A 17,181-nucleotide genomic window follows, 5' to 3' on the forward strand; every position below is an offset into this window, starting at 1 on the left:
CCGGCTTGCTGGCGATGGCGTCCGTAAGGTCGCCATCGCCGGCAAGCCGGCTCCCACCGTGTTTTTCAGAGCGTGGCGATCAGGGCGGGGCCAAACGCTTCCTTCAGGAAACCTGGGGCGATGTACCGCTCGTAATGCGCCTCTGACAGCAGGAAAAACTCCCGGTCAATCGCATCCCGAAGATCCGCCAGGCTGCGTTCGCGAAACTCTGGCAGCAATGCCAGCCCATACGCATCCAGCTTGGAAATCACCCGCGCACCCCGTGCAATCAGCTGGTACGCCCAGCAATACGGTGACTGGTGCGGGACGAAACGGATCTTGCGGTTCTCCAGTTGCTGACGCAGCAGGTGCGCATCAAACACCTCCAACTTGCTGGCCATCACCTGCACCAGCAATTGCTCCAGGCGCAGCCACACCGCCTGTTTCTCGTCGGCGTTGTAGCCGTTCCACTGGATCACTTCATGGTGATAACGCTTGCAGCCCCGGCAGACCAAGTCCCCGTAAACGGTGGAACACAAGCCGACGCAGGGCGTCTTGATGGTTTGATTGGGCATAAAAACTATTTAACGGGTATCAACACCAAACCTGTAGGAGCCGGCTTGCCGGCGATGGCGCCCGCATGATCGCCATCGCCGGCAAGCCAGCTCCTACACGTTAGTCCCAGCTCAGCGCGCCGCCGGTCTGGTACTCGATCACACGGGTTTCGAAGAAGTTTTTCTCTTTCTTCAAGTCCATGATCTCGCTCATCCATGGGAACGGGTTAGTGGTCCCTGGATACTCTTCTTTAAGACCGATCTGCGACAAGCGACGGTTCGCGATGAACTTGAGGTAATCCTCCATCATCGCCGCGTTCATGCCCAGTACACCGCGTGGCATGGTATCGCGCGCGTATTCGATCTCCAGCTGAGTCCCTTGCAGGATCATCTGGGTCGCTTCCTCTTTCATCTCGGCATCCCACAGGTGTGGGTTTTCGATTTTGATCTGGTTGATCACGTCGATACCGAAGTTCAAGTGCATCGACTCGTCGCGCAGGATGTACTGGAACTGCTCGGCCACGCCGGTCATTTTGTTGCGGCGGCCCATGGACAGGATCTGGGTGAAGCCGCAGTAGAAGAAGATGCCTTCCAGGACGCAGTAGTAGGCGACCAGGTTGCGCAGCAGTTCCTTGTCGGTCTCGACGGTGCCGGTTTCGAACTTCGGATCGGAGATCGAGCGGGTGTACTTGAGGCCCCAGGCGGCTTTTTTAGCCACCGATGGAATCTCGTGGTACATGTTGAAGATCTCGCCTTCATCCATGGCCAGCGATTCGATGCAGTACTGGTAGGCGTGGGTGTGGATCGCTTCTTCGAAGGCCTGGCGCAGGATGTACTGGCGGCACTCCGGGTTGGTGATCAGGCGGTACACGGCCAGGACCAGGTTGTTGGCGACCAGGGAGTCGGCGGTGGAGAAGAACCCCAGGTTGCGCATGACGATGCGGCGTTCGTCGTCGGTCAGGCCTTCGGGGTTTTTCCACAGAGCGATGTCGGCGGTCATGTTGACCTCTTGCGGCATCCAGTGGTTGGCGCAGCCGTCGAGGTATTTCTGCCAGGCCCAGTCGTACTTGAACGGCACGAGTTGGTTGAGGTCGGCGCGGCAGTTGATCATGCGCTTTTCGTCAACGGCGACGCGGGCGGCGGAGCCTTCCAGCTCGGCGAGGCCTTCGGCGACGTCGAGTTTGTCCAGGGCGGCCTTGGCGCGGATGATCGCGGCGGAGTCGTTGGCGGTCACGTTACGGGCTTCCAGCGCGGCGGCGGCGCCGGCACCGTCGAGACGGTCCATGTTGGCTTCGCTGGCGTGGCCGGCATTGGCGCCCTTGATCACCGCTGCACCGGTGTCTTCGTTGTCGACTTCATCCCAACTCAGCATTGAAATACTCCTTCCTGATCTGTTCTGACGGCGTGTGAACCCGTCCAAAAATATGCAATTTGCAGGCTACTAGGCATTGAAATACTGCGCATAATGTGGTCGGTAAATACCGATACTGCACACTATGTAGTGGTCTGTTCTGTTTGTGGGCACACTATATGGTGTGTGGTGACGATGGTCAACGACACAAGCGGGCATCGATCTTCACTGATCATCGCCTGGGTCCTTGGACCATGCATGGACATTGCGGGCACCATCGCCGCCAAGCCGGGCTGTGACCGGTGTATCACCAGCCGCGCAGGCGTTCCCAGACCTGTAGGTCGCCATTCGCTAACACCGCGGTATAACTGCCGAATTGGGTTCCGGTGGCGCAGGCGTGGTTTGGCAGGATGCGCAGCCGAGTACCCAAGGGGAATTGGGCGACCACATCCACACCCTGGAAATGCGCCACGCCATGCTCCTGATTAGCGCTGCTCAACAGCAACCCCTCGATCGGCGTACCACGCTCATCACAGACCTGGCCGTAGCCAAAATCCTTTTTCTGCGATTGCGTGCCGCGATCCCGGCTCATGGCCATCCAGCCGGCATCCGTGATGATCCAGCCTTTTTCTGCCTGATGGCCGATCACTGTGGTCAGTACGCTCAAGGCCAGTTCATCGGTGCTGCATACGCCAATGTTGTGCATCACTAGGTCAAAGAACGCGTAGACCCCGGCGCGCAGTTCGGTCACACCCTCCAGGCTGACGGCCGAGAGTGCGGTCGGGGTAGAGCCGACGCTGACCTCGGCGCAGGGCAGGCCGGCGGCACGAATCCGCTCGGCCGCCTCGACGCAACGGGCGCGTTCCTGCTCGGCGATGGCTTGCAGGGCTTCAGGCGTATCCAGGCCGTAACTTTCGCCCGCGTGGGTCAGCACACCGGTGAGGGTGTCGCCGAGCAGTCGGGCGATGTCCAGCAGCAAAGGGTCGTGCGGCTTGACCCCGGAGCGGTGGCCGTCGCAATCGATCTCGATCATCACTGCAAAGGTTTCGTCGTGCTGGCGGCCAAAATCGATAATCGCCTGGGCACCGGCCAAGCTGTCGGTGATCAACGTCAAGCCGCAGCCCCGGCGACGCAGCGTCAGGGCCTGGGGCAGTTTGTGCGGGGCCATGGCCACCGCGTAGAGGATGTCATGGATACCCAGCGCGAAAAAATACTCGGCTTCTTTCAACGTCGACACCGTGATGCCGCTGGCGCCCGCTGCGATTTGTGCGGCCACCACTTCGGCGCACTTGTGGGTTTTGACATGGGGGCGCAACTGCACGCCCAGGGCGTCGGCGCGCTGCTGCATGCGCTGGATATTGCGCTGCATTTTCACGCTGTCGATCAAGGCGGCAGGGGTCTCCATGGTGCGGGCTCCACAATGAGGGGCAGGGTGTAAATTGACGCCCTGTCCAGGACTGGATATGTTGTCTTGCATGAAAAATACCTCTCCCAACGATACTCACCTGATCAGCCAGCTCGAACAGATCGCCGAAGGCTTGAGCAAGACCTTCAGCCCGTTCTGCGAAGTGGTGCTGCACGACTTGCGCGACCCGCAGCACTCGATTCTGGCGATCCATAACAACCTGTCCGGACGCGCGGCGGGCGACCCGACCACCGAGTTGGGCCTTGCGCGCATTGCCGACCCCGAGTACCCGCAAGTCATCGCCAATTACCAGAACCAGTTCAGCGACGGCCGCCAGGTCAAAAGCACGTCGATCGGCATCAAGGGCGCTGGCGGCGAGTACGTGGCGGCCTTATGCATGAACGTCGATCTCTCGTTGTTCCGTGGCTTGCAGGGCATGCTGGAGCAGTTTGGCTCGGTCAGCGGCGACAAACTCATCGAATCCCTGGACCCGTCCGGCGCCGATGTCATCCGTGCGCGTATCGACCAGTTCGCAGCGCGCCTGGCCACCACCCCGCGTGCGCTGAAGGCGGCGGACCGGCGTGTACTCATGCAGGAGTTGAAAGACTCCGGCTGCCTGGATATTCGCCGGGCCATGGAAACCGTGGCCTCGCACCTGGGCGTCTCGCGCGCGGCGGTCTACACCTACGCCAAGTAACGCGCTATCGCTTCAATCTCGACGAGATAGCCGTGATGCAGTTCGGGCACCGGCACTACGGCGCGGGCAGGGCGGTGCTCACCCAGTGCGGCGGCGTAGACCCTGTCGAATGCGGGCCAGTGCTCAACGCCGGCCACATACACGGTGACCTTCACCAGATCCGCCGGCGTTCCACCGGCGGCGTTCAGGATTTGCAATAGATTGGTCAAGGCGATCCGCGCCTGCTCGGCAAATGTCGCCGACAGGTTATGCCGACCGTCCGAGCTGACTGGCAATTGCCCGGAGATATACAACGTGTCGCCGTGGGCGATGGCCTGGGCGTAATGCCCGGCGGGCGGGGAAGCCGTCGAAGTGTGGATGCTGTTCATGAGGCCTCACTGAGCAGGGCCGCGTACTTTTCAATATCGACATTGCCGCCGGTGACGATAATGCCTACCCGCTGGCCCTTGAACCGGCCTGCTTCGTTGAGCAAGGCCGCCAGGCCCAGGCAGCCAGTAGGCTCGACCACCATTTTCATGCGCTGCATGAAGAACTTCATCGCCGCCACCAACTCGGCATCCGACACGGTGAGGATGTCGTTGACGTTGTCACGGATGATGGGGAAGGTGTAATTGCCCAGGTGCTGGGTCTGAGCGCCGTCGGCAATGGTCTTCGGCGTGTCGATATGCACGATGCTGCCGCTGCGAAACGAGCGCTGGCCGTCATTGCCGGCTTCCGGTTCCACGCCATACAGCAGGCAATCCGGCGACAAGGCACGAGTCGACAACGCTGTACCCGAGAGCATGCCACCGCCGCCGAGACCAACGAACAAGGCATCCAGCGGTCCGGTGGACTCCAGCAGTTCCTTGGCAGCCGTGCCTTGCCCGGCGAGGATGTGCGGATGGTCGTAGGGCGGGATCAGGGTCAGGCCCTGTTCAGTGGCCAGGTTGCGGCCGATCTGCTCGCGGTCTTCAGTGAAGCGGTCGTACAGCACCACGCTGGCGCCATATTCACGGGTGGCGGCAACCTTGGCCGCCGGTGCATCGGTAGGCATCACGATGGTCGCCGGGATGCCCAGCAACTGCGCCGCCAGCGCAATGCCCTGGGCGTGGTTGCCGGATGAAAATGCCACCACCCCGGCTTTGCGCTGCTGCGGGTCAAATTTCGACAGGGCGTTGAACGCGCCGCGAAACTTGAACGAGCCTGCACGTTGCAGGTGTTCACACTTGATGAACACCTGCGCACCGGTCAGCGCGTCGAGGGTGCGCGAGGTGAACACCGGCGTCGCGTGCGCAACGCCTTCCAGGCGTTGCGCGGCGTCGATGACGTCTTGGTAAGTGGGCGATGGCATGGGCGGACCTCGTTGTCTGATGCTGGATAAAATATCCACAAAAAGACAAATAGTAAAGAGTCGTATGTCCATGCTAGCGTTTCGAACTTCTCTGACCGTTAGAGGATTCGACGTTGATTCGACTCACCGACTACATCGCCCAGTTCTCCCGATCCGCCCTTGCGCCATGGGCTGACCTTACACCCTGGGCACTGGCAACCCAGGCGCCTGCGGTCGTTCGCCAGTTGTTGGCCAGACTCTCGGCCGACGAGTACATCATCCAGGATGAAATCGCCATCCACCGTACCGCCACCGTCGAGGCTGGCGCGTTGCTCAAGCCACCCCTGATCATCGGCGCCCACTGCTTTATCGCCAGTGGTTCACTGCTACGGGGCGGATGCTGGCTGGATGAGCATTGCATCATCGGTCCCGGTGCCGAGTTGAAGACCTCGTTCATGTTCAGCGGCAGCAAGCTGGCGCACTTCAATTTTGTCGGCGATTCGGTGTTGGGGCATAGGATCAACCTGGAGGCGGGGAGCATCGTTGCCAACTACCGCAACGAGCGCGATGACAAGGAAGTGCGGGTACGGGTTGACGGGACCTTGCAGCGCACGGGGTGCGACAAGTTTGGCGCGTTGCTCGGCGACCAGTGTCGGATCGGCGCCAATGCAGTGTTGGCGCCGGGGGCGCTGCTAAAGGCTGGAAGTGTCGTGGGCCGGGGGCGGGTGTTTGATTGCGAGAGCAATGCAGACACATACACTTGAGGGCTGGAATTATCCTCCACGAGGGCCAGACGATTGACGGCGCTGGTGGTGGCTACATGAATCTAAGTCGGAGGCTGAATAGCTGCGGTTTTCTTGAATCTGTACCGACGATTACAGATTTTCCCATGTTGTAACAAGGAGGTTTCAATAAGTGAAGTATCCGCTCAGAAAGCAAATAGGTGATCGAGGCGAGTATTTGGTTGCCGGGAAATTTATTGAATTGTTTGGTGGGCCGTGCCGGCTGCAAAACGTGGATCTTGGCGTTGATGCTGAGTATGAGTTCACGAATGCTGCTCACAACGCCACGGGAGAGTTGTTGAAAATTCAGATTAAGGCCACGAGTAAAAGCTTCAAGCCCGGTGTTAATAATTTTCTTGTTGAAAAGAAACACTTGGCGTACTGGAAGAATTCCAGCGTTCCTGTGATTTTCTGTTATGTCAGCCTGCAGAGCCACGCAATTCTTTGGACGTATATTGATTCTGAGCAGGAATATCTTGAAGTGGGTGGAAAAGGAAAGCACCGACTTACGCTGCATGCTTCTCAGCATCTATTGGGCACTACGAGCAAAGGCCGATTGCAGAGGATTGCAAATCGGTCCAACAACGCATTTTTTCAAGCATTAAAGGCAGCCAGGCGCACAGTCGAAGAAATCCGAGGGGTGGGCGTTGAACGCGTCTATCATCAAAATCCTGGGCATTGCGCCCTGGTTGAAGCACTGGCAAGCCAACTCAGGCATGCGGAAACGGCTTATGAAAAAGACGTGGATGCTCAGCAGGATCCTTTGGAAAGAAATCGACTAGATCGCCTCTGGGGTTTCTGCTACGTCCTTACGCGAAAGCTAGATCGCCAGGCGGACAGTGAGAATGACGCTCGCGATGGTTAACGGGCGAGAGATCGTTTAAAGCGGCAATGTTGAAAAGACCATGGTGTGTCGACGCGATATTAAATAGAATGAATCTCATTTGAGACTCACTCGCGCCGCGCAGGTCGCTCGCCATGAATGATGTTGTAGTTCCGACCCACGCCCCCGAACTGACCTTGTCGAGCCTGTACCGCGACCACCGCAGCTGGCTGGAAAGCTGGCTGCGCCGGCGTCTGGGCAATGCCTGGGATGCGGCTGACCTGAGCCAGGATACCTTCTTGCGTGTGCTGGCCAGCGCTCAGCCGATCGCGCAGATGCAGGAGCCGCGGGCCTATCTGGTGACGGTCGGCAAGCGCCTGCTGGTGAATTTCCATCAGCGGCGCAGTCTTGAACAGGCTTATCTGAATGCCTTGGCCAGCCTGCCGGAAGCCTGCGTGCCGTCGCCCGAACAACGCTGGCTGCTGCTGGAAACCTTGCAAGCCCTGGATGAATTGCTCGATGGCTTGCCGGTGCTGGTCCGCCGTGCGTTCCTGTGGAGCCAACTGGAAGGCCTGGGCTATCGGGACATCGCCGAGCGCCTGGACGTGTCGGAGCGCACGGTAAAACGCTATATGGCCCAGGCTTACGAACATTGCCTGCTGGTGGACCTGTGAGCCGTGACGTTGCCCGCGCCGCGGCGCAGTGGTTAGCGCTGCTGGAATCCGGCGCCGCCACCGAGCGTGATCACGCCGCCTTGCAGCATTGGCGTGACAGCCATCCCCAGCACGAACAGACCTGGCAAAAAGCCCAGACCTTGCGCCAGCGTTTCAGCGACTTGCCCCAGGCCCTGGCGATGGCCAGCCTCGATCGCCCGCACCCTGGGCGCCGCGCCGTGCTCAAGCGCGCCCTGGGAATTGCAGCATTGGTGCCGACCGCCTGGCTGATCAGCCGTCAACTGCCCATCGAGGCTTGGCGTGCCGACCTGCACACCGCGACCGGCGAGCGCAAGCGCATGCCGTTGGCCGACGGCGGCAGCTTGCAGCTCAATACCGCGACGGCGGTAGACGTGGACCTGGCGCAGCGACGCATCACGTTGGTGGACGGAGAGTTGGCGTTGAACGTACCCGGCGCGGCGGCGGTGACCGTGCGGACGCGCTACGGCGACTTGAGCGTCAGCCAGGCCGATGTGTGTGTAAGGCAGCAGGCCAGCGGTTGTCTGGTGTCGGTGCTCAAGGGCTCAGTCCAGGTGCGGGACCTGAACGGTCAAATGACGACACTGCAGGGCGGGCAGCAAGCGCCGCTGAAAGCCAGCGGCTTGGGGGCCTGGGTGCCGTTTGATGTAGTGCAGCTGGGTTGGCGCGACGGTGTGCTGACTGCGCAGAACCAGGCGCTGGGTGACTTCCTGCGGGAGCTCGAGCGTTATCGGCCAGGCGTGTTACGTTGGGAACCGAGCCTGGAAACGTTGCGGGTGACCGGCAGTTTTCGCCTGGACGACACCGACCGCATCCTCAACCTGCTGGCCTCGACGTTGGGGCTGGAGTTGCACGCACGCACGCGGTATTGGGTCACCCTCACACCGCGCAAATCCCTGGCCTGACACCCCCTTTCAATGGGGTGCGGCCAAGAAGGCGATATCAGATAACGTGGGCGCGTTGCAGCTCGGTCAAGGACAGTGCCTTGAATTGCGCCAGCACCGGGTCACGCCGGTCCCTGGGGTGCTGCAAGTCCACGGCGAGTTCCTGGCGAATGCTGCTCGGACGGTTATCCATCACCAGCACGCGGTCACTCAGGTACAGCGCCTCGTCCACATCATGGGTCACCAGCAGCAAGGCGATCGCGTGGTGTTTGGCCAGTTGCAACAGCAGGTCCTGCAGCTTCATGCGGGTGAAGGCATCCACCGCACTGAAGGGTTCGTCCAGCAGCAACACCTGCGGGCGTGAATACAGTCCGCGTGCAATCGCCACCCGTTGCGCCATGCCGCCGGACAATGCCTTGGGCAGCGCCTGGGCAAATCCCTTGAGGCCGACTTCCTCAATCAGTTGCATGACCCAGGCCTTGTCGTAGTGCTTGTCATCGCTGAAACCGATGTTCTGCTCCACCGTGAGCCAGGGCATCAGCCGAGGCTCCTGGAACACAAAGGCGACCTCGCCATCGGGGCTGCGCAGTTCGCCCTGAAAGTCTTTTTCCAGGCCGGCAACGATTCGCAGCAGGGTGCTTTTGCCACAGCCGCTGGGGCCCAGCAGGCTCACGGCCTCCCGAGGTTGCAGGGCCAGGCGCACGTCTTTCAGCACGGTGGTGTGGGCGAAGCTTTTACGCGCTACATGAATGTCCAACAGTGGCTGCACGCTCATTGTCCTGCTCCCTGGAACGTATCGCGCCAGGCCAGGCAGCGCTTTTCCAGCGTGGCGAGCAGGCCATCGCTGACTTTGCCCAGCGACGCCAACACGATGATTGCCGCCAACACGATATCCGGCCGCGAGGTCTCGCGCCCGTCGCTGAGCAAGTAACCCAGGCCTTTGGTGGCCGCGATCAGCTCGGCCGCCACCAGAAACATCCACGCCAGGCTCAAGCCACTGCGCAACCCGGTGAACAGGCCAGGCAGGGCGGCCGGCAACAGGATGCGACGCACCAGGCGCCACCGACTGAAGCCGTACATTTGCCCGACTTCCACCAGCTTGCGATCGATGTCGCGGATGGCGGCGACACCATTGAGGTACACCGGGAAGAACGCGCCGATGGCGATTAGCACGATCTTCGAGGTCTCGTCGATGCCCAGCCACAGCAGCAACAGCGGCACCCAGGCCAGGCTCGGAATCGAGCGCAGCCCGGCGAAAGTCGGTTCCAGGTAGGCTTCGGCCTCACGACTCAAGCCCACCCAGGCGGCAAACACCAGCGCCAGGCTGGCACCGATGGCAAAGCCCAGCAGCACCCGGCCCAGGCTGGCACTGATGTGTTTCCACAGTGAGCCTTCGGCGAGGTCCGTGAGGGTCACGGCGATCTCACTGGGCGCCGGCATCTGGTACGACGGCAACCAACCCACTCGAACCACCACCTCCAGCACCAGCAGGATCAGCACCGGCAACACCAGGCCCTTGAGCCGCCTCGGCCAGGCACTGCGATTGATCGCCACCGGCTCGACCAGGGGCAATGCTTGGGTTTTGCTGGTCATCACGCGCTCCTTAGTGGCCGAACGAGGTGTCGATCAACTGGTCGATCACCTGGTCCACGTTCACGCCTTTGCGCACCAGTTCTTCGGACACCAGGATCGGTGCGGCCGCCTTTGACGACACCACGTCCTTGCTGTTCAGGAACGGTGTGCTCAGGTCGGTACGCGACAGTTGCAGCTTGGCCACTTCCAACGGCAGGCCGGATTCGTCGGCGAGCAACTTGGCGAATTCATCCGGGTGCTTCACCGCCCAATCGCGGGCCTTTTCATACGCGCCGAGTACTTTGGTGATGGTCTGCGGATGCGCCTTGGCGAACTGCTCGGTGACGCTGACCACGCCGTAGCTGTTGAAGTCCTTGTTGCGGTACAGCAGGCGCGAACCGGCCTGGATTTCACTGGCGGCCATGTGCGGGTCGAGGCCGGCCCAGGCGTCCACGTCACCTTTTTCCAGGGCGGTACGACCGTCCGGATGTTGCAGGTGCACCAGTTCCACGTCGTCCTTTTTCAGCCCGGCTTTTTGCAGGCTGCGCAGGGTGAACAGGTACGGGTCGGTGCCTTTGGTGGCGGCGATTTTCTTGCCTTTCAGGTCGGTGACGCTCTTGAGCGGCGAATCCTTGCGCACCACCAGAGCGGTCCATTCGGCGCGGCTATAGACGTACACCGACTTGATCGGGCTGCCATTGGCGCGACTGAGTACGGCAGACAGGCTGGCGGAAGAGGCGAAATCCACGCCGCCACTGTTGAGGTATTCCAGGGAACGGTTGCTGCCCTGGCTCAATACCCAGCCCACGTTGGAGTGCGGCAAGGCCTGTTCCAGCCAGCCGAAGTGCTTGAGCACCAGACTGACGGGCGAGTAATAGGCGTAGTCGAGATTGACTTCAGCGGGGTCGGTTTCAGCGGCATGGGCCAGTGGTTGCAGGCACAGGGCGAGGGCGCATGCGCCGAGTAAGCGTTGGGTGAAGGGTTTCATGGAACAGCTCCGGCAAGGCATTGAGAGAAGGCTTTCTTATATTCAGAAAAATTAAATGGCATGTTCCATCATGCTTTTCAGGAATATGCAGTCTCTGTGCCATCTGGCCTGTACGTGTGTTTCCGGGGCTTTAGGGAAATGTGGTTGTAGCGGGAGTAGGCAAACTGTTGATCCACTGTCGGTGGTGCAACAGTTCGAATATATCCATAAAGAATAAATAAAGAGTTATATATTCCTTTTAATGTTCTGGTCGATGGCGCATTTTGAGGGCCTGGGCATTCGTGCGGATTGACCCAACAACCAAAAGGAAAGCCGACATGACTATTAAAGCGATCAACGTGCGCAACCAATTCAAGGGTGTGATCAAGGAAATTCTGCTGGGGGAAGTGGTGTCGGAAATCGACGTACAGACCGCGTCCGGCATTGTTACTTCGGTAATCACCACCCGCTCAGTGCGTGATCTGGAGTTGAAAGTAGGCAGTGAAGTGATTGCCTTCGTAAAATCGACAGAAGTGTCCATCGCCAAGTTGTGAGTACACCTTGATAGGTGCAAGCCTTGGACTTTTTCAGGCCTGAGTCCCCTGGTGGATGAGGCTCGGGTGTGTGGCCGCCACCTCCAGGTTGAACATCGGCGTGCCTTGGAACCCCTGCTGTAGCCGGTTGCGGCGGCCGGCAAAAACAGTAACAGCAGGGGTTCGGCACTCGTTGCGAACAGTTGTGAGTCAGGCCTGACGGTTGCGCAGGGCGCGTTCCATGCGTTGCAGGCCTTCTTCCAGCATCGACCGTGGGCAGCCGAAGTTCAGGCGCACGAACTGCTGGCTGTCATCACCGAACTCGATACCGGCGCTCAACCCGACCTTGGCCTGTTCCAGGAAAAACTGCTGCGGATCGTCCAGGCCCAGGGCGCTGCAATCCAGCCAGGCCAGGTAAGTACCTTGCGGTGCGTGCATCACCACGCCAGGCAGGCGGGTTTGCACGGCGTCGAGCAGGTAGTCGCGGTTGGACTGCAAGTACTGCACCAGCGCGTCGAGCCAATCACTGCACTGGCTGTAGGCCGCGCGGGTAGCTTCCAGGCCCAGAGGGCTGACGCTGTCGACCATGCCGCAACGGGCATTGTTGAAGCGTTCGCGGATCTCGGCGTTCTGGATCACCGCGAAGCACGTCTTGAGGCCGGCGACGTTGTAGGCCTTGCTGGCCGACATCAGGGTGATGGTGCGCTGGGCGATCTCGGGACTGAGGCTGGCGGTGGGAATGTGGCGACGGCCGTCGAAGCACAGTTCGGCGTGGATTTCGTCGGAGATGATCAGCGCGCCGTTTTCCAGGCAGGCGTTGGCCACGGCCAGCAGTTCTTCACGGGGGAAGACTTTGCCCATGGGGTTGTGCGGGTTGCTCAGCAACAGCGCGCCGGCGCCGGTCAATGCCTGGCGCATCGCGGGCATCGGCGTGAGGTATTCGCCGTTGACCTGCTCGAAGGGCACTTCGATGCGCGGCAGGTTCCAGTGGCCTGGTGCCAGGCGGATCGGCCGGTAGTTGGGGGTTTGCAGCACCACCGGCTGGCCCGGCTGGACAAACGCGTGCAGCGCCATGTTGAAACCCGGCTCGACGCAAGGCAGGAACAGCAGTTCATCCGGCTGCACGCGCCAGGCGTACTTGGCCCACAGGTCGGCAATGATCGCTTCGCGTACATCCGGCCCGGCGACGCTGTAGCCGAGCACCTGCTGGTCGATGCGCGCGTGCAGGGCTTGCAGCACGGCGGGTGGGGCGGCGATGTCCATGTCGGCGATCCACATTGGCAGCACGTCTTGCGGGTAGCGGCTCCACTTGGTGCTGCCGGTGCCGAAGCGGGGGTGGATCGTGTCGAAATCAAAGCTCATGGGGGGCTCGTATCAAGGCGTCAGGTGCAGGAATGGCGCTGATTCTAGCGCCATTATTTTTATAGGCCAGAGCTGATTGCCACCGCAAGTTGCCGGTGTGCCTGTTCCAGGGCGCGATTGACGGCTTCTTCACCGCGCACCATGGCCGGCAAGTAGACGAAATCCACCGCGTGAATGCCCACTGTAGACAGGATGGTGCTCATGTACGGCGTCAGAAAATCCGGCTCATGACCCTTGCGGGCGTTACCCGAACTGACCAGCACAAAGGTGCGCCGGTCTTGCAGCAAGCCGACTTTGGCGAACTGTTCATTCACCGTAAAACTGCGCTGGATGCGCACCACATGGTCGATCCAGGTCTTGAGCGCCGCCGGCACGGTGAAATTATGCACGGGAGTGCACAGGATCAGCAGGTCGCAGGCCTCCAGTTCAACGATTAATTGTTCCGAGAGTGCCGTGGCGCTGCTGCCGAGTCCGCCGGGTGTGGTCAGCGCGTTGGCATATTCACGGGTCAAGGGTGGCAGTGCTTGGCTGCCATAGTCGCGCTCGGTCAACTCGGCGTCGGGGACCAGGTCGCGCAACAGTGCACGGGCCAGTTTGAAGGTCTGCGCGGCCTTGCCGTGGGGGCTGAAACTGAGGAGCAGGGCCCGGGTCATTGGCTCAGGTCCTGGGAAAAGTGCATGCCCAGGGGCAGTAGGCCCTGGCGGAAATAGAAGCGCTGGGCCAGGGCCATATGCATGCCGGTGTCCAGTACCAGCCAGCGATAGCCACGGGCGCGGGATTCCTCGCGCACCCGGTCCAGCAGTTGTTCACCCAGGCGCCGCCGTTGCAATGTGGCGTCTACCACTAGGTCATCCACGTAGATAAACCGGCCGTACAGGGTGTTTTCGGTCAACCGGTAGCCGGCCAGACCCATCACGTTGCCATTTTCGCGTGCGGCCAGCAGGCGGTAGCCGTTTTGCCGTTGGCGCTGGATTTGCTCGGCAAACGCCGTGGCGTCGGTGAGGTGAGGGCGCAGCTGTTGCATCACCGCGAAGCTGGCAATCAGATCGGCCTGGGTTTCCATCTGGGCAAATTCGACATGTTCATTCATGGTTTTTGGTTCTCCAGGTGTGCCTTGACCGCCGCCGGTACTTTGCGAAAGCTGATGGCGACGCGATTCAGGGCATTCATCAAGGCAATGGCCAGGGTCAGGTCGGCGATTTCCTTCTCACTGAATGCCGCCGCGACGTTTGCATAGTCAGCATCCGGCACCTGGGTTTGCGCCACCGGGGTGACCACCTCGGCCCAAGCCAGGGCGGCACGTTCACGTGGGGTGAACAGCGGCAGACCTTCGCGCCAGGCGGCCAACAGCATGATTTTTTCCAGGCTCACGCCGAGCTTGAGCAAGTCGCGGGAGTGACTGTCCAGGCAATAAGCGCAGCCATTGAGTTGCGAGACGCGCAGGTACACCAGGTCGATCAGTTCTTTTTCCAGGCCGCAGCCGTGGATGTAACTGTGCACCGAACCCAGGGCTTTGTAGCCGGCGGGCGCGGCCTGGGCGTAATCGAGTCGGTGGTTCATGGGCGATCCTTGTGACGGTGAAGGGATGCGCCATTTTCATGGTGGGTCGGCTGGGCGGACAGGGGCATGATTGGACAAGTGGGTTGGGACATGATCAGACTTCGTGCTGTCTTCCCGTCGAGCCAATCGCGATGTCGTCACTGCCCAAATACCAGGAAATCTACCGACGCTTTCGCCAGGCTATCGATCAGGGGCAGTTGCGCCCCGGCGAGCGCGTGCCCTCGGTGCGGGCGATGGCGCAGGAACTCAAAGTGGCGCGAGGCACGGTGGAGGCGGCGTATCAGTTGCTGGTCAGCGAGGGCTTTTTCGAGGCGCGCGGGCAAGCGGGGACGGTGATTGCCGAGGCGCTGCCGCAGGTACCGATGAAACCCATGCCGGCTGCGCTGCCAGTGACTTCGGGCCCTTTGCCGCTGCAAATGGGCCTGCCGGCCTTGGATGCTTTCCCTCGCAAGCTGTGGGCGCGGCTGGTGACCCAGCAAGTGCGCCGCACCGACGCGAACAGCCTGGCGATGGGCGATGAGCGCGGCACCCAGGCGCTGCGTGTGGCGATAGCCAGCTACCTGGCGTTGTACCGGGGCGTGGAGTGCACGCCGCAACACGTGTTTGTGTGTGCCGGATACGCGGGGGGCCTGACGCTGGTGTGTGAAGCATTGGCGATGGCAGGGCAGCGGTGCTGGTTTGAAGACCCTGGGTATCTGCATGCGCGCCAGTTGTTGATTCATCAGGGTGTGGAGCTGGTGCCGGTACCGGTGGACCGTGATGGGCTGGATGTTGAGCAGGGTATTTCGCGCGGACGTGAGGCACGGTTGGCGGTTGTCACACCGGCGCACCAGAGCCCGCTGGGTGTTGCGCTGAGCCCGGCGCGGCGACGGGCGTTGCTGGCGTGGGCGCGGGAGCAGGGCAGTTGGGTGGTGGAAGATGACTACGACAGTGAGTTTCGCTATCGCGGGCAGCCATTGGCGGCACTCAAGCGTCAGGATGGGGATGATCGGGTGATCTATGCCGGGAGTTTCAGCAAGATGCTGTTTCCGGGGTTGCGGTTGGGGTATCTGGTGGTGCCCGCGGCGCTGCTGGCTAGGTTTGAGCAGGGGGCTCGGGTGTTGCAACAGCGGAGTGCGCAGTTGTTGCAATTGACCGCAGCGGACTTTTTGGAACAAGGGCATTTCACTCGGCATTTGAAGAAGATGCGGCAGTTGTATGCGCAGCGTCGGGGGTATCTGGTAGAGGCGTTGCGGCTGCATTGCGGAGCGTTCTTGCGGGTGGATGAGCAAGCGGGAGGGATTAATTTGCTGGCGCGGTTGGTGGTGGATGTGCCGGATTGGGCGGTGGCTGAGGCGGCTGAGCGGGCGGGGTTGGGGGTTAAGGCGTTGTCTGCCTGGACGTTGGAAGGTGGGCAGGGGCAGGGGGTGTTGATGGGGTTCACGAATGTGGCTTCTGCTTCGGACGCTGTGGTGGTTGCTCAGGTTTTGCGTGCGGTGATTGCTGAGTATCTATCCGTTCCTCTGGTAACAACGGCTACTGTAGGGGCGGGTTCGTCAGAAAGAATCGGTCGGCTCTAAGGCGGCCCCGCGCTGGCAGGTTGCGAGAACAGCGCTCCCACGCACGGTGGGAGCGCGCAACCGGTCAGTGCTTGACCGGTGTCGGCAGGGTCACAAGGTTGACGTAGCCATCCCAGAATTTCTTCTGGTCCACGCCGAACACTACCTTGGCCTTCTGCGTGCCGACGGGCGCGCCTTTCGGGTAGCCCAGTGCGCGACCGTAGTCCGCGCCAAACGTGGCGTCCACATCCACCCACAGCTCGCGGGATTCGGTGACGATCCCAGGGTTGACCAGGTACAGCGCCGGCAAGCTGTCCCAAGTGAAGCTGTGGTAGCTCGGGTCCTTGTCGAACAACGGCCCGAACTCATGCGTGTACAGGTCGGCAATCGCGCCTTTCTGTGCAGTCACGCGCTGGTACACCGTTTTGTCGAAGGTGACTTTCTCGCACACATCATTGGGGAAAATCACGTGTTCGATCGGCGAGCGCAACACGATCTTCGCCGCCTCCGGGTCGAACCACCAGTTGAACTCCGCCGCCGGCGTGGTATTGCCCGGAATTTCCAGGGCGCCGCCCATGTACACGATGCGTTTGATCAGCGGCACGATATCCGGCGCCGAACGAATCGCCAGGGCGACGTTGGTCAGCGGGCCGACGGCGAGGATCGTCACCTGGTGCGGGTTGGCGCGCACGCTGTCGACAATGAACTGCGCGGCGGCCTCCTTGCGCAGTTTCGTGTGGGTGGCCAGGCCGTCCGGTGGTGCGACCAATTGTGAGGGTGATGTGGGGCGCGGGTTTTTGAACGCCCCCGGCCAGCCGGAGCCGAACAGCGCTTTTTCTGCCTCGTAGGTGGCGTAGTCGTGCAGCAGCGGGTAGGCGGCGCCGGAGTAGACGCCGACCTCTTTATCCACGCCCATGCGTTCCACGGCCTTCAGGGCGTCGACCTGCTCCTGATCGACCCAGGCGTTGCCGCTGACCAGGGTCATGCCCAGCAGCTCGATGCGTTTTTGCGCATGCAACTGGGCAAGCATGATGAAGGCCTGACCGTCATCGTTGAGCACGTTGAAATCGGTATCGAAGATGACCTTTTCCGCCGCCTGCGCGGTGCCGGCACACAGACCGACCGCAACAAGCAGCGCACAGCGTTTCAAGAAGCCTTGCATGGTGAGTCTTC

Annotated in this window: 20 protein-coding genes; 7 read left to right on the forward strand and 13 right to left on the reverse strand. The window is 61.0% G+C overall.

The annotated features are described in order from the left end of the window. Positions 1-65: 65 nt before the first annotated feature. The 3 genes from PF1751_RS12335 to PF1751_RS12345 form a co-directional block, all read right to left on the reverse strand. A complete protein-coding gene (locus PF1751_RS12335) occupies positions 66-554 on the reverse strand; it encodes a DUF1289 domain-containing protein (protein WP_044287074.1) in 489 nt (162 codons plus the stop codon). A 100-nt stretch (positions 555-654) separates the two neighbouring features. Next, a complete protein-coding gene (locus PF1751_RS12340) occupies positions 655-1,905 on the reverse strand; it encodes a ribonucleotide-diphosphate reductase subunit beta (RefSeq protein ID WP_005788524.1) in 1,251 nt (416 codons plus the stop codon). 286 nt (positions 1,906-2,191) lie between these two features. Continuing rightward, positions 2,192-3,289: a DSD1 family PLP-dependent enzyme gene (locus PF1751_RS12345; RefSeq protein ID WP_021491965.1), complete on the reverse strand. Its 1,098-nt coding sequence runs from the start codon at positions 3,287-3,289 to the stop codon at positions 2,192-2,194. 70 nt (positions 3,290-3,359) lie between these two features. On the opposite strand from PF1751_RS12345, the gene PF1751_RS12350 reads away from it, so the two are divergent. Next, a complete protein-coding gene (locus PF1751_RS12350) occupies positions 3,360-3,986 on the forward strand; it encodes a helix-turn-helix transcriptional regulator (RefSeq protein ID WP_010210687.1) in 627 nt (208 codons plus the stop codon). Here PF1751_RS12350 and PF1751_RS12355 read toward each other — a convergent pair. Continuing rightward, on the reverse strand, positions 3,974-4,354 hold the full coding sequence (locus tag PF1751_RS12355) for a RidA family protein (RefSeq protein WP_021491966.1): 381 nt from the start codon (positions 4,352-4,354) through the stop codon (positions 3,974-3,976). The two genes, PF1751_RS12350 and PF1751_RS12355, sit on opposite strands and share 13 nt — an antisense overlap. Beyond that, positions 4,351-5,316, reverse strand: a complete 966-nt coding sequence (locus tag PF1751_RS12360) for a threo-3-hydroxy-L-aspartate ammonia-lyase (protein WP_044287075.1) — start codon at positions 5,314-5,316, stop codon at positions 4,351-4,353. The genes PF1751_RS12355 and PF1751_RS12360 overlap by 4 nt, the downstream gene beginning before the upstream one ends. A 113-nt stretch (positions 5,317-5,429) precedes the next feature. Between PF1751_RS12360 and PF1751_RS12365 the strand changes: the two genes are divergently transcribed. From PF1751_RS12365 to PF1751_RS12380, 4 genes are all read left to right on the forward strand, one after another. Beyond that, on the forward strand, positions 5,430-6,059 hold the full coding sequence (locus tag PF1751_RS12365) for an LbetaH domain-containing protein (RefSeq protein WP_044287076.1): 630 nt from the start codon (positions 5,430-5,432) through the stop codon (positions 6,057-6,059). 151 nt (positions 6,060-6,210) lie between these two features. Then, positions 6,211-6,942, forward strand: a complete 732-nt coding sequence (locus PF1751_RS28040; RefSeq protein ID WP_052806508.1) for a DUF4365 domain-containing protein — start codon at positions 6,211-6,213, stop codon at positions 6,940-6,942. A gap of 113 nt (positions 6,943-7,055) precedes the next feature. After that, positions 7,056-7,574, forward strand: coding sequence for a sigma-70 family RNA polymerase sigma factor (locus PF1751_RS12375; protein WP_010210683.1), 519 nt, complete (start codon positions 7,056-7,058; stop codon positions 7,572-7,574). Continuing rightward, a complete protein-coding gene (locus PF1751_RS12380) occupies positions 7,571-8,497 on the forward strand; it encodes a FecR domain-containing protein (RefSeq protein WP_021491969.1) in 927 nt (308 codons plus the stop codon). The genes PF1751_RS12375 and PF1751_RS12380 overlap by 4 nt, the downstream gene beginning before the upstream one ends. Before the next feature lie 37 nt (positions 8,498-8,534). Here PF1751_RS12380 and PF1751_RS12385 read toward each other — a convergent pair whose 3' ends face one another. From PF1751_RS12385 to PF1751_RS12395, 3 genes are read right to left on the reverse strand one after another with little or no spacing between them, the layout of a single operon-like run. After that, on the reverse strand, positions 8,535-9,251 hold the full coding sequence (locus PF1751_RS12385; protein ID WP_021491970.1) for an ABC transporter ATP-binding protein: 717 nt from the start codon (positions 9,249-9,251) through the stop codon (positions 8,535-8,537). Continuing rightward, positions 9,248-10,069 carry an ABC transporter permease gene (locus PF1751_RS12390; RefSeq protein ID WP_010210680.1) on the reverse strand — a complete coding sequence of 274 codons (822 nt, stop codon included), beginning with the start codon at positions 10,067-10,069 and terminating at the stop codon, positions 9,248-9,250. Before PF1751_RS12390 ends, PF1751_RS12385 begins: the two co-directional genes overlap by 4 nt. Before the next feature lie 10 nt (positions 10,070-10,079). Beyond that, positions 10,080-11,036: an aliphatic sulfonate ABC transporter substrate-binding protein gene (locus PF1751_RS12395; RefSeq protein ID WP_044287077.1), complete on the reverse strand. Its 957-nt coding sequence runs from the start codon at positions 11,034-11,036 to the stop codon at positions 10,080-10,082. 317 nt (positions 11,037-11,353) lie between these two features. Between PF1751_RS12395 and PF1751_RS12400 the strand changes: the two genes are divergently transcribed. Next, on the forward strand, positions 11,354-11,569 hold the full coding sequence (locus tag PF1751_RS12400) for a TOBE domain-containing protein (RefSeq protein WP_003173733.1): 216 nt from the start codon (positions 11,354-11,356) through the stop codon (positions 11,567-11,569). A 189-nt stretch (positions 11,570-11,758) separates the two neighbouring features. Here PF1751_RS12400 and PF1751_RS12405 read toward each other — a convergent pair whose 3' ends face one another. From PF1751_RS12405 to PF1751_RS12420, 4 genes are read right to left on the reverse strand one after another with little or no spacing between them, the layout of a single operon-like run. After that, a complete protein-coding gene (locus tag PF1751_RS12405; RefSeq protein WP_044287078.1) occupies positions 11,759-12,910 on the reverse strand; it encodes a MalY/PatB family protein in 1,152 nt (383 codons plus the stop codon). Between the two features lie 59 nt (positions 12,911-12,969). Continuing rightward, positions 12,970-13,563 (reverse strand): FMN-dependent NADH-azoreductase, encoded by a 594-nt coding sequence (locus PF1751_RS12410; RefSeq protein WP_044287079.1) that lies wholly within the window; start codon positions 13,561-13,563, stop codon positions 12,970-12,972. Next, positions 13,560-14,000, reverse strand: coding sequence for a GNAT family N-acetyltransferase (locus tag PF1751_RS12415; protein WP_042571192.1), 441 nt, complete (start codon positions 13,998-14,000; stop codon positions 13,560-13,562). Before PF1751_RS12415 ends, PF1751_RS12410 begins: the two co-directional genes overlap by 4 nt. Continuing rightward, positions 13,997-14,470, reverse strand: a complete 474-nt coding sequence (locus PF1751_RS12420; RefSeq protein ID WP_044287080.1) for a carboxymuconolactone decarboxylase family protein — start codon at positions 14,468-14,470, stop codon at positions 13,997-13,999. The genes PF1751_RS12415 and PF1751_RS12420 overlap by 4 nt, the downstream gene beginning before the upstream one ends. Positions 14,471-14,601: 131 nt before the next feature. Here PF1751_RS12420 and pdxR point away from each other — a divergent pair, with 131 nt between their 5' ends. Further along, positions 14,602-16,029 carry a MocR-like pyridoxine biosynthesis transcription factor PdxR gene (gene pdxR / locus PF1751_RS12425; RefSeq protein ID WP_044287081.1) on the forward strand — a complete coding sequence of 476 codons (1,428 nt, stop codon included), beginning with the start codon at positions 14,602-14,604 and terminating at the stop codon, positions 16,027-16,029. Positions 16,030-16,093: 64 nt separating this feature from the next. Here the strand turns inward: pdxR and PF1751_RS12430 are convergent, their stop codons facing one another. Next, positions 16,094-17,170 carry a nucleoside hydrolase gene (locus PF1751_RS12430; protein WP_044287082.1) on the reverse strand — a complete coding sequence of 359 codons (1,077 nt, stop codon included), beginning with the start codon at positions 17,168-17,170 and terminating at the stop codon, positions 16,094-16,096. Positions 17,171-17,181: the final 11 nt, after the last annotated feature.

This window comes from Pseudomonas simiae (assembly GCF_000934565.1).
Lineage (GTDB): Bacteria > Pseudomonadota > Gammaproteobacteria > Pseudomonadales > Pseudomonadaceae > Aquipseudomonas > Aquipseudomonas simiae.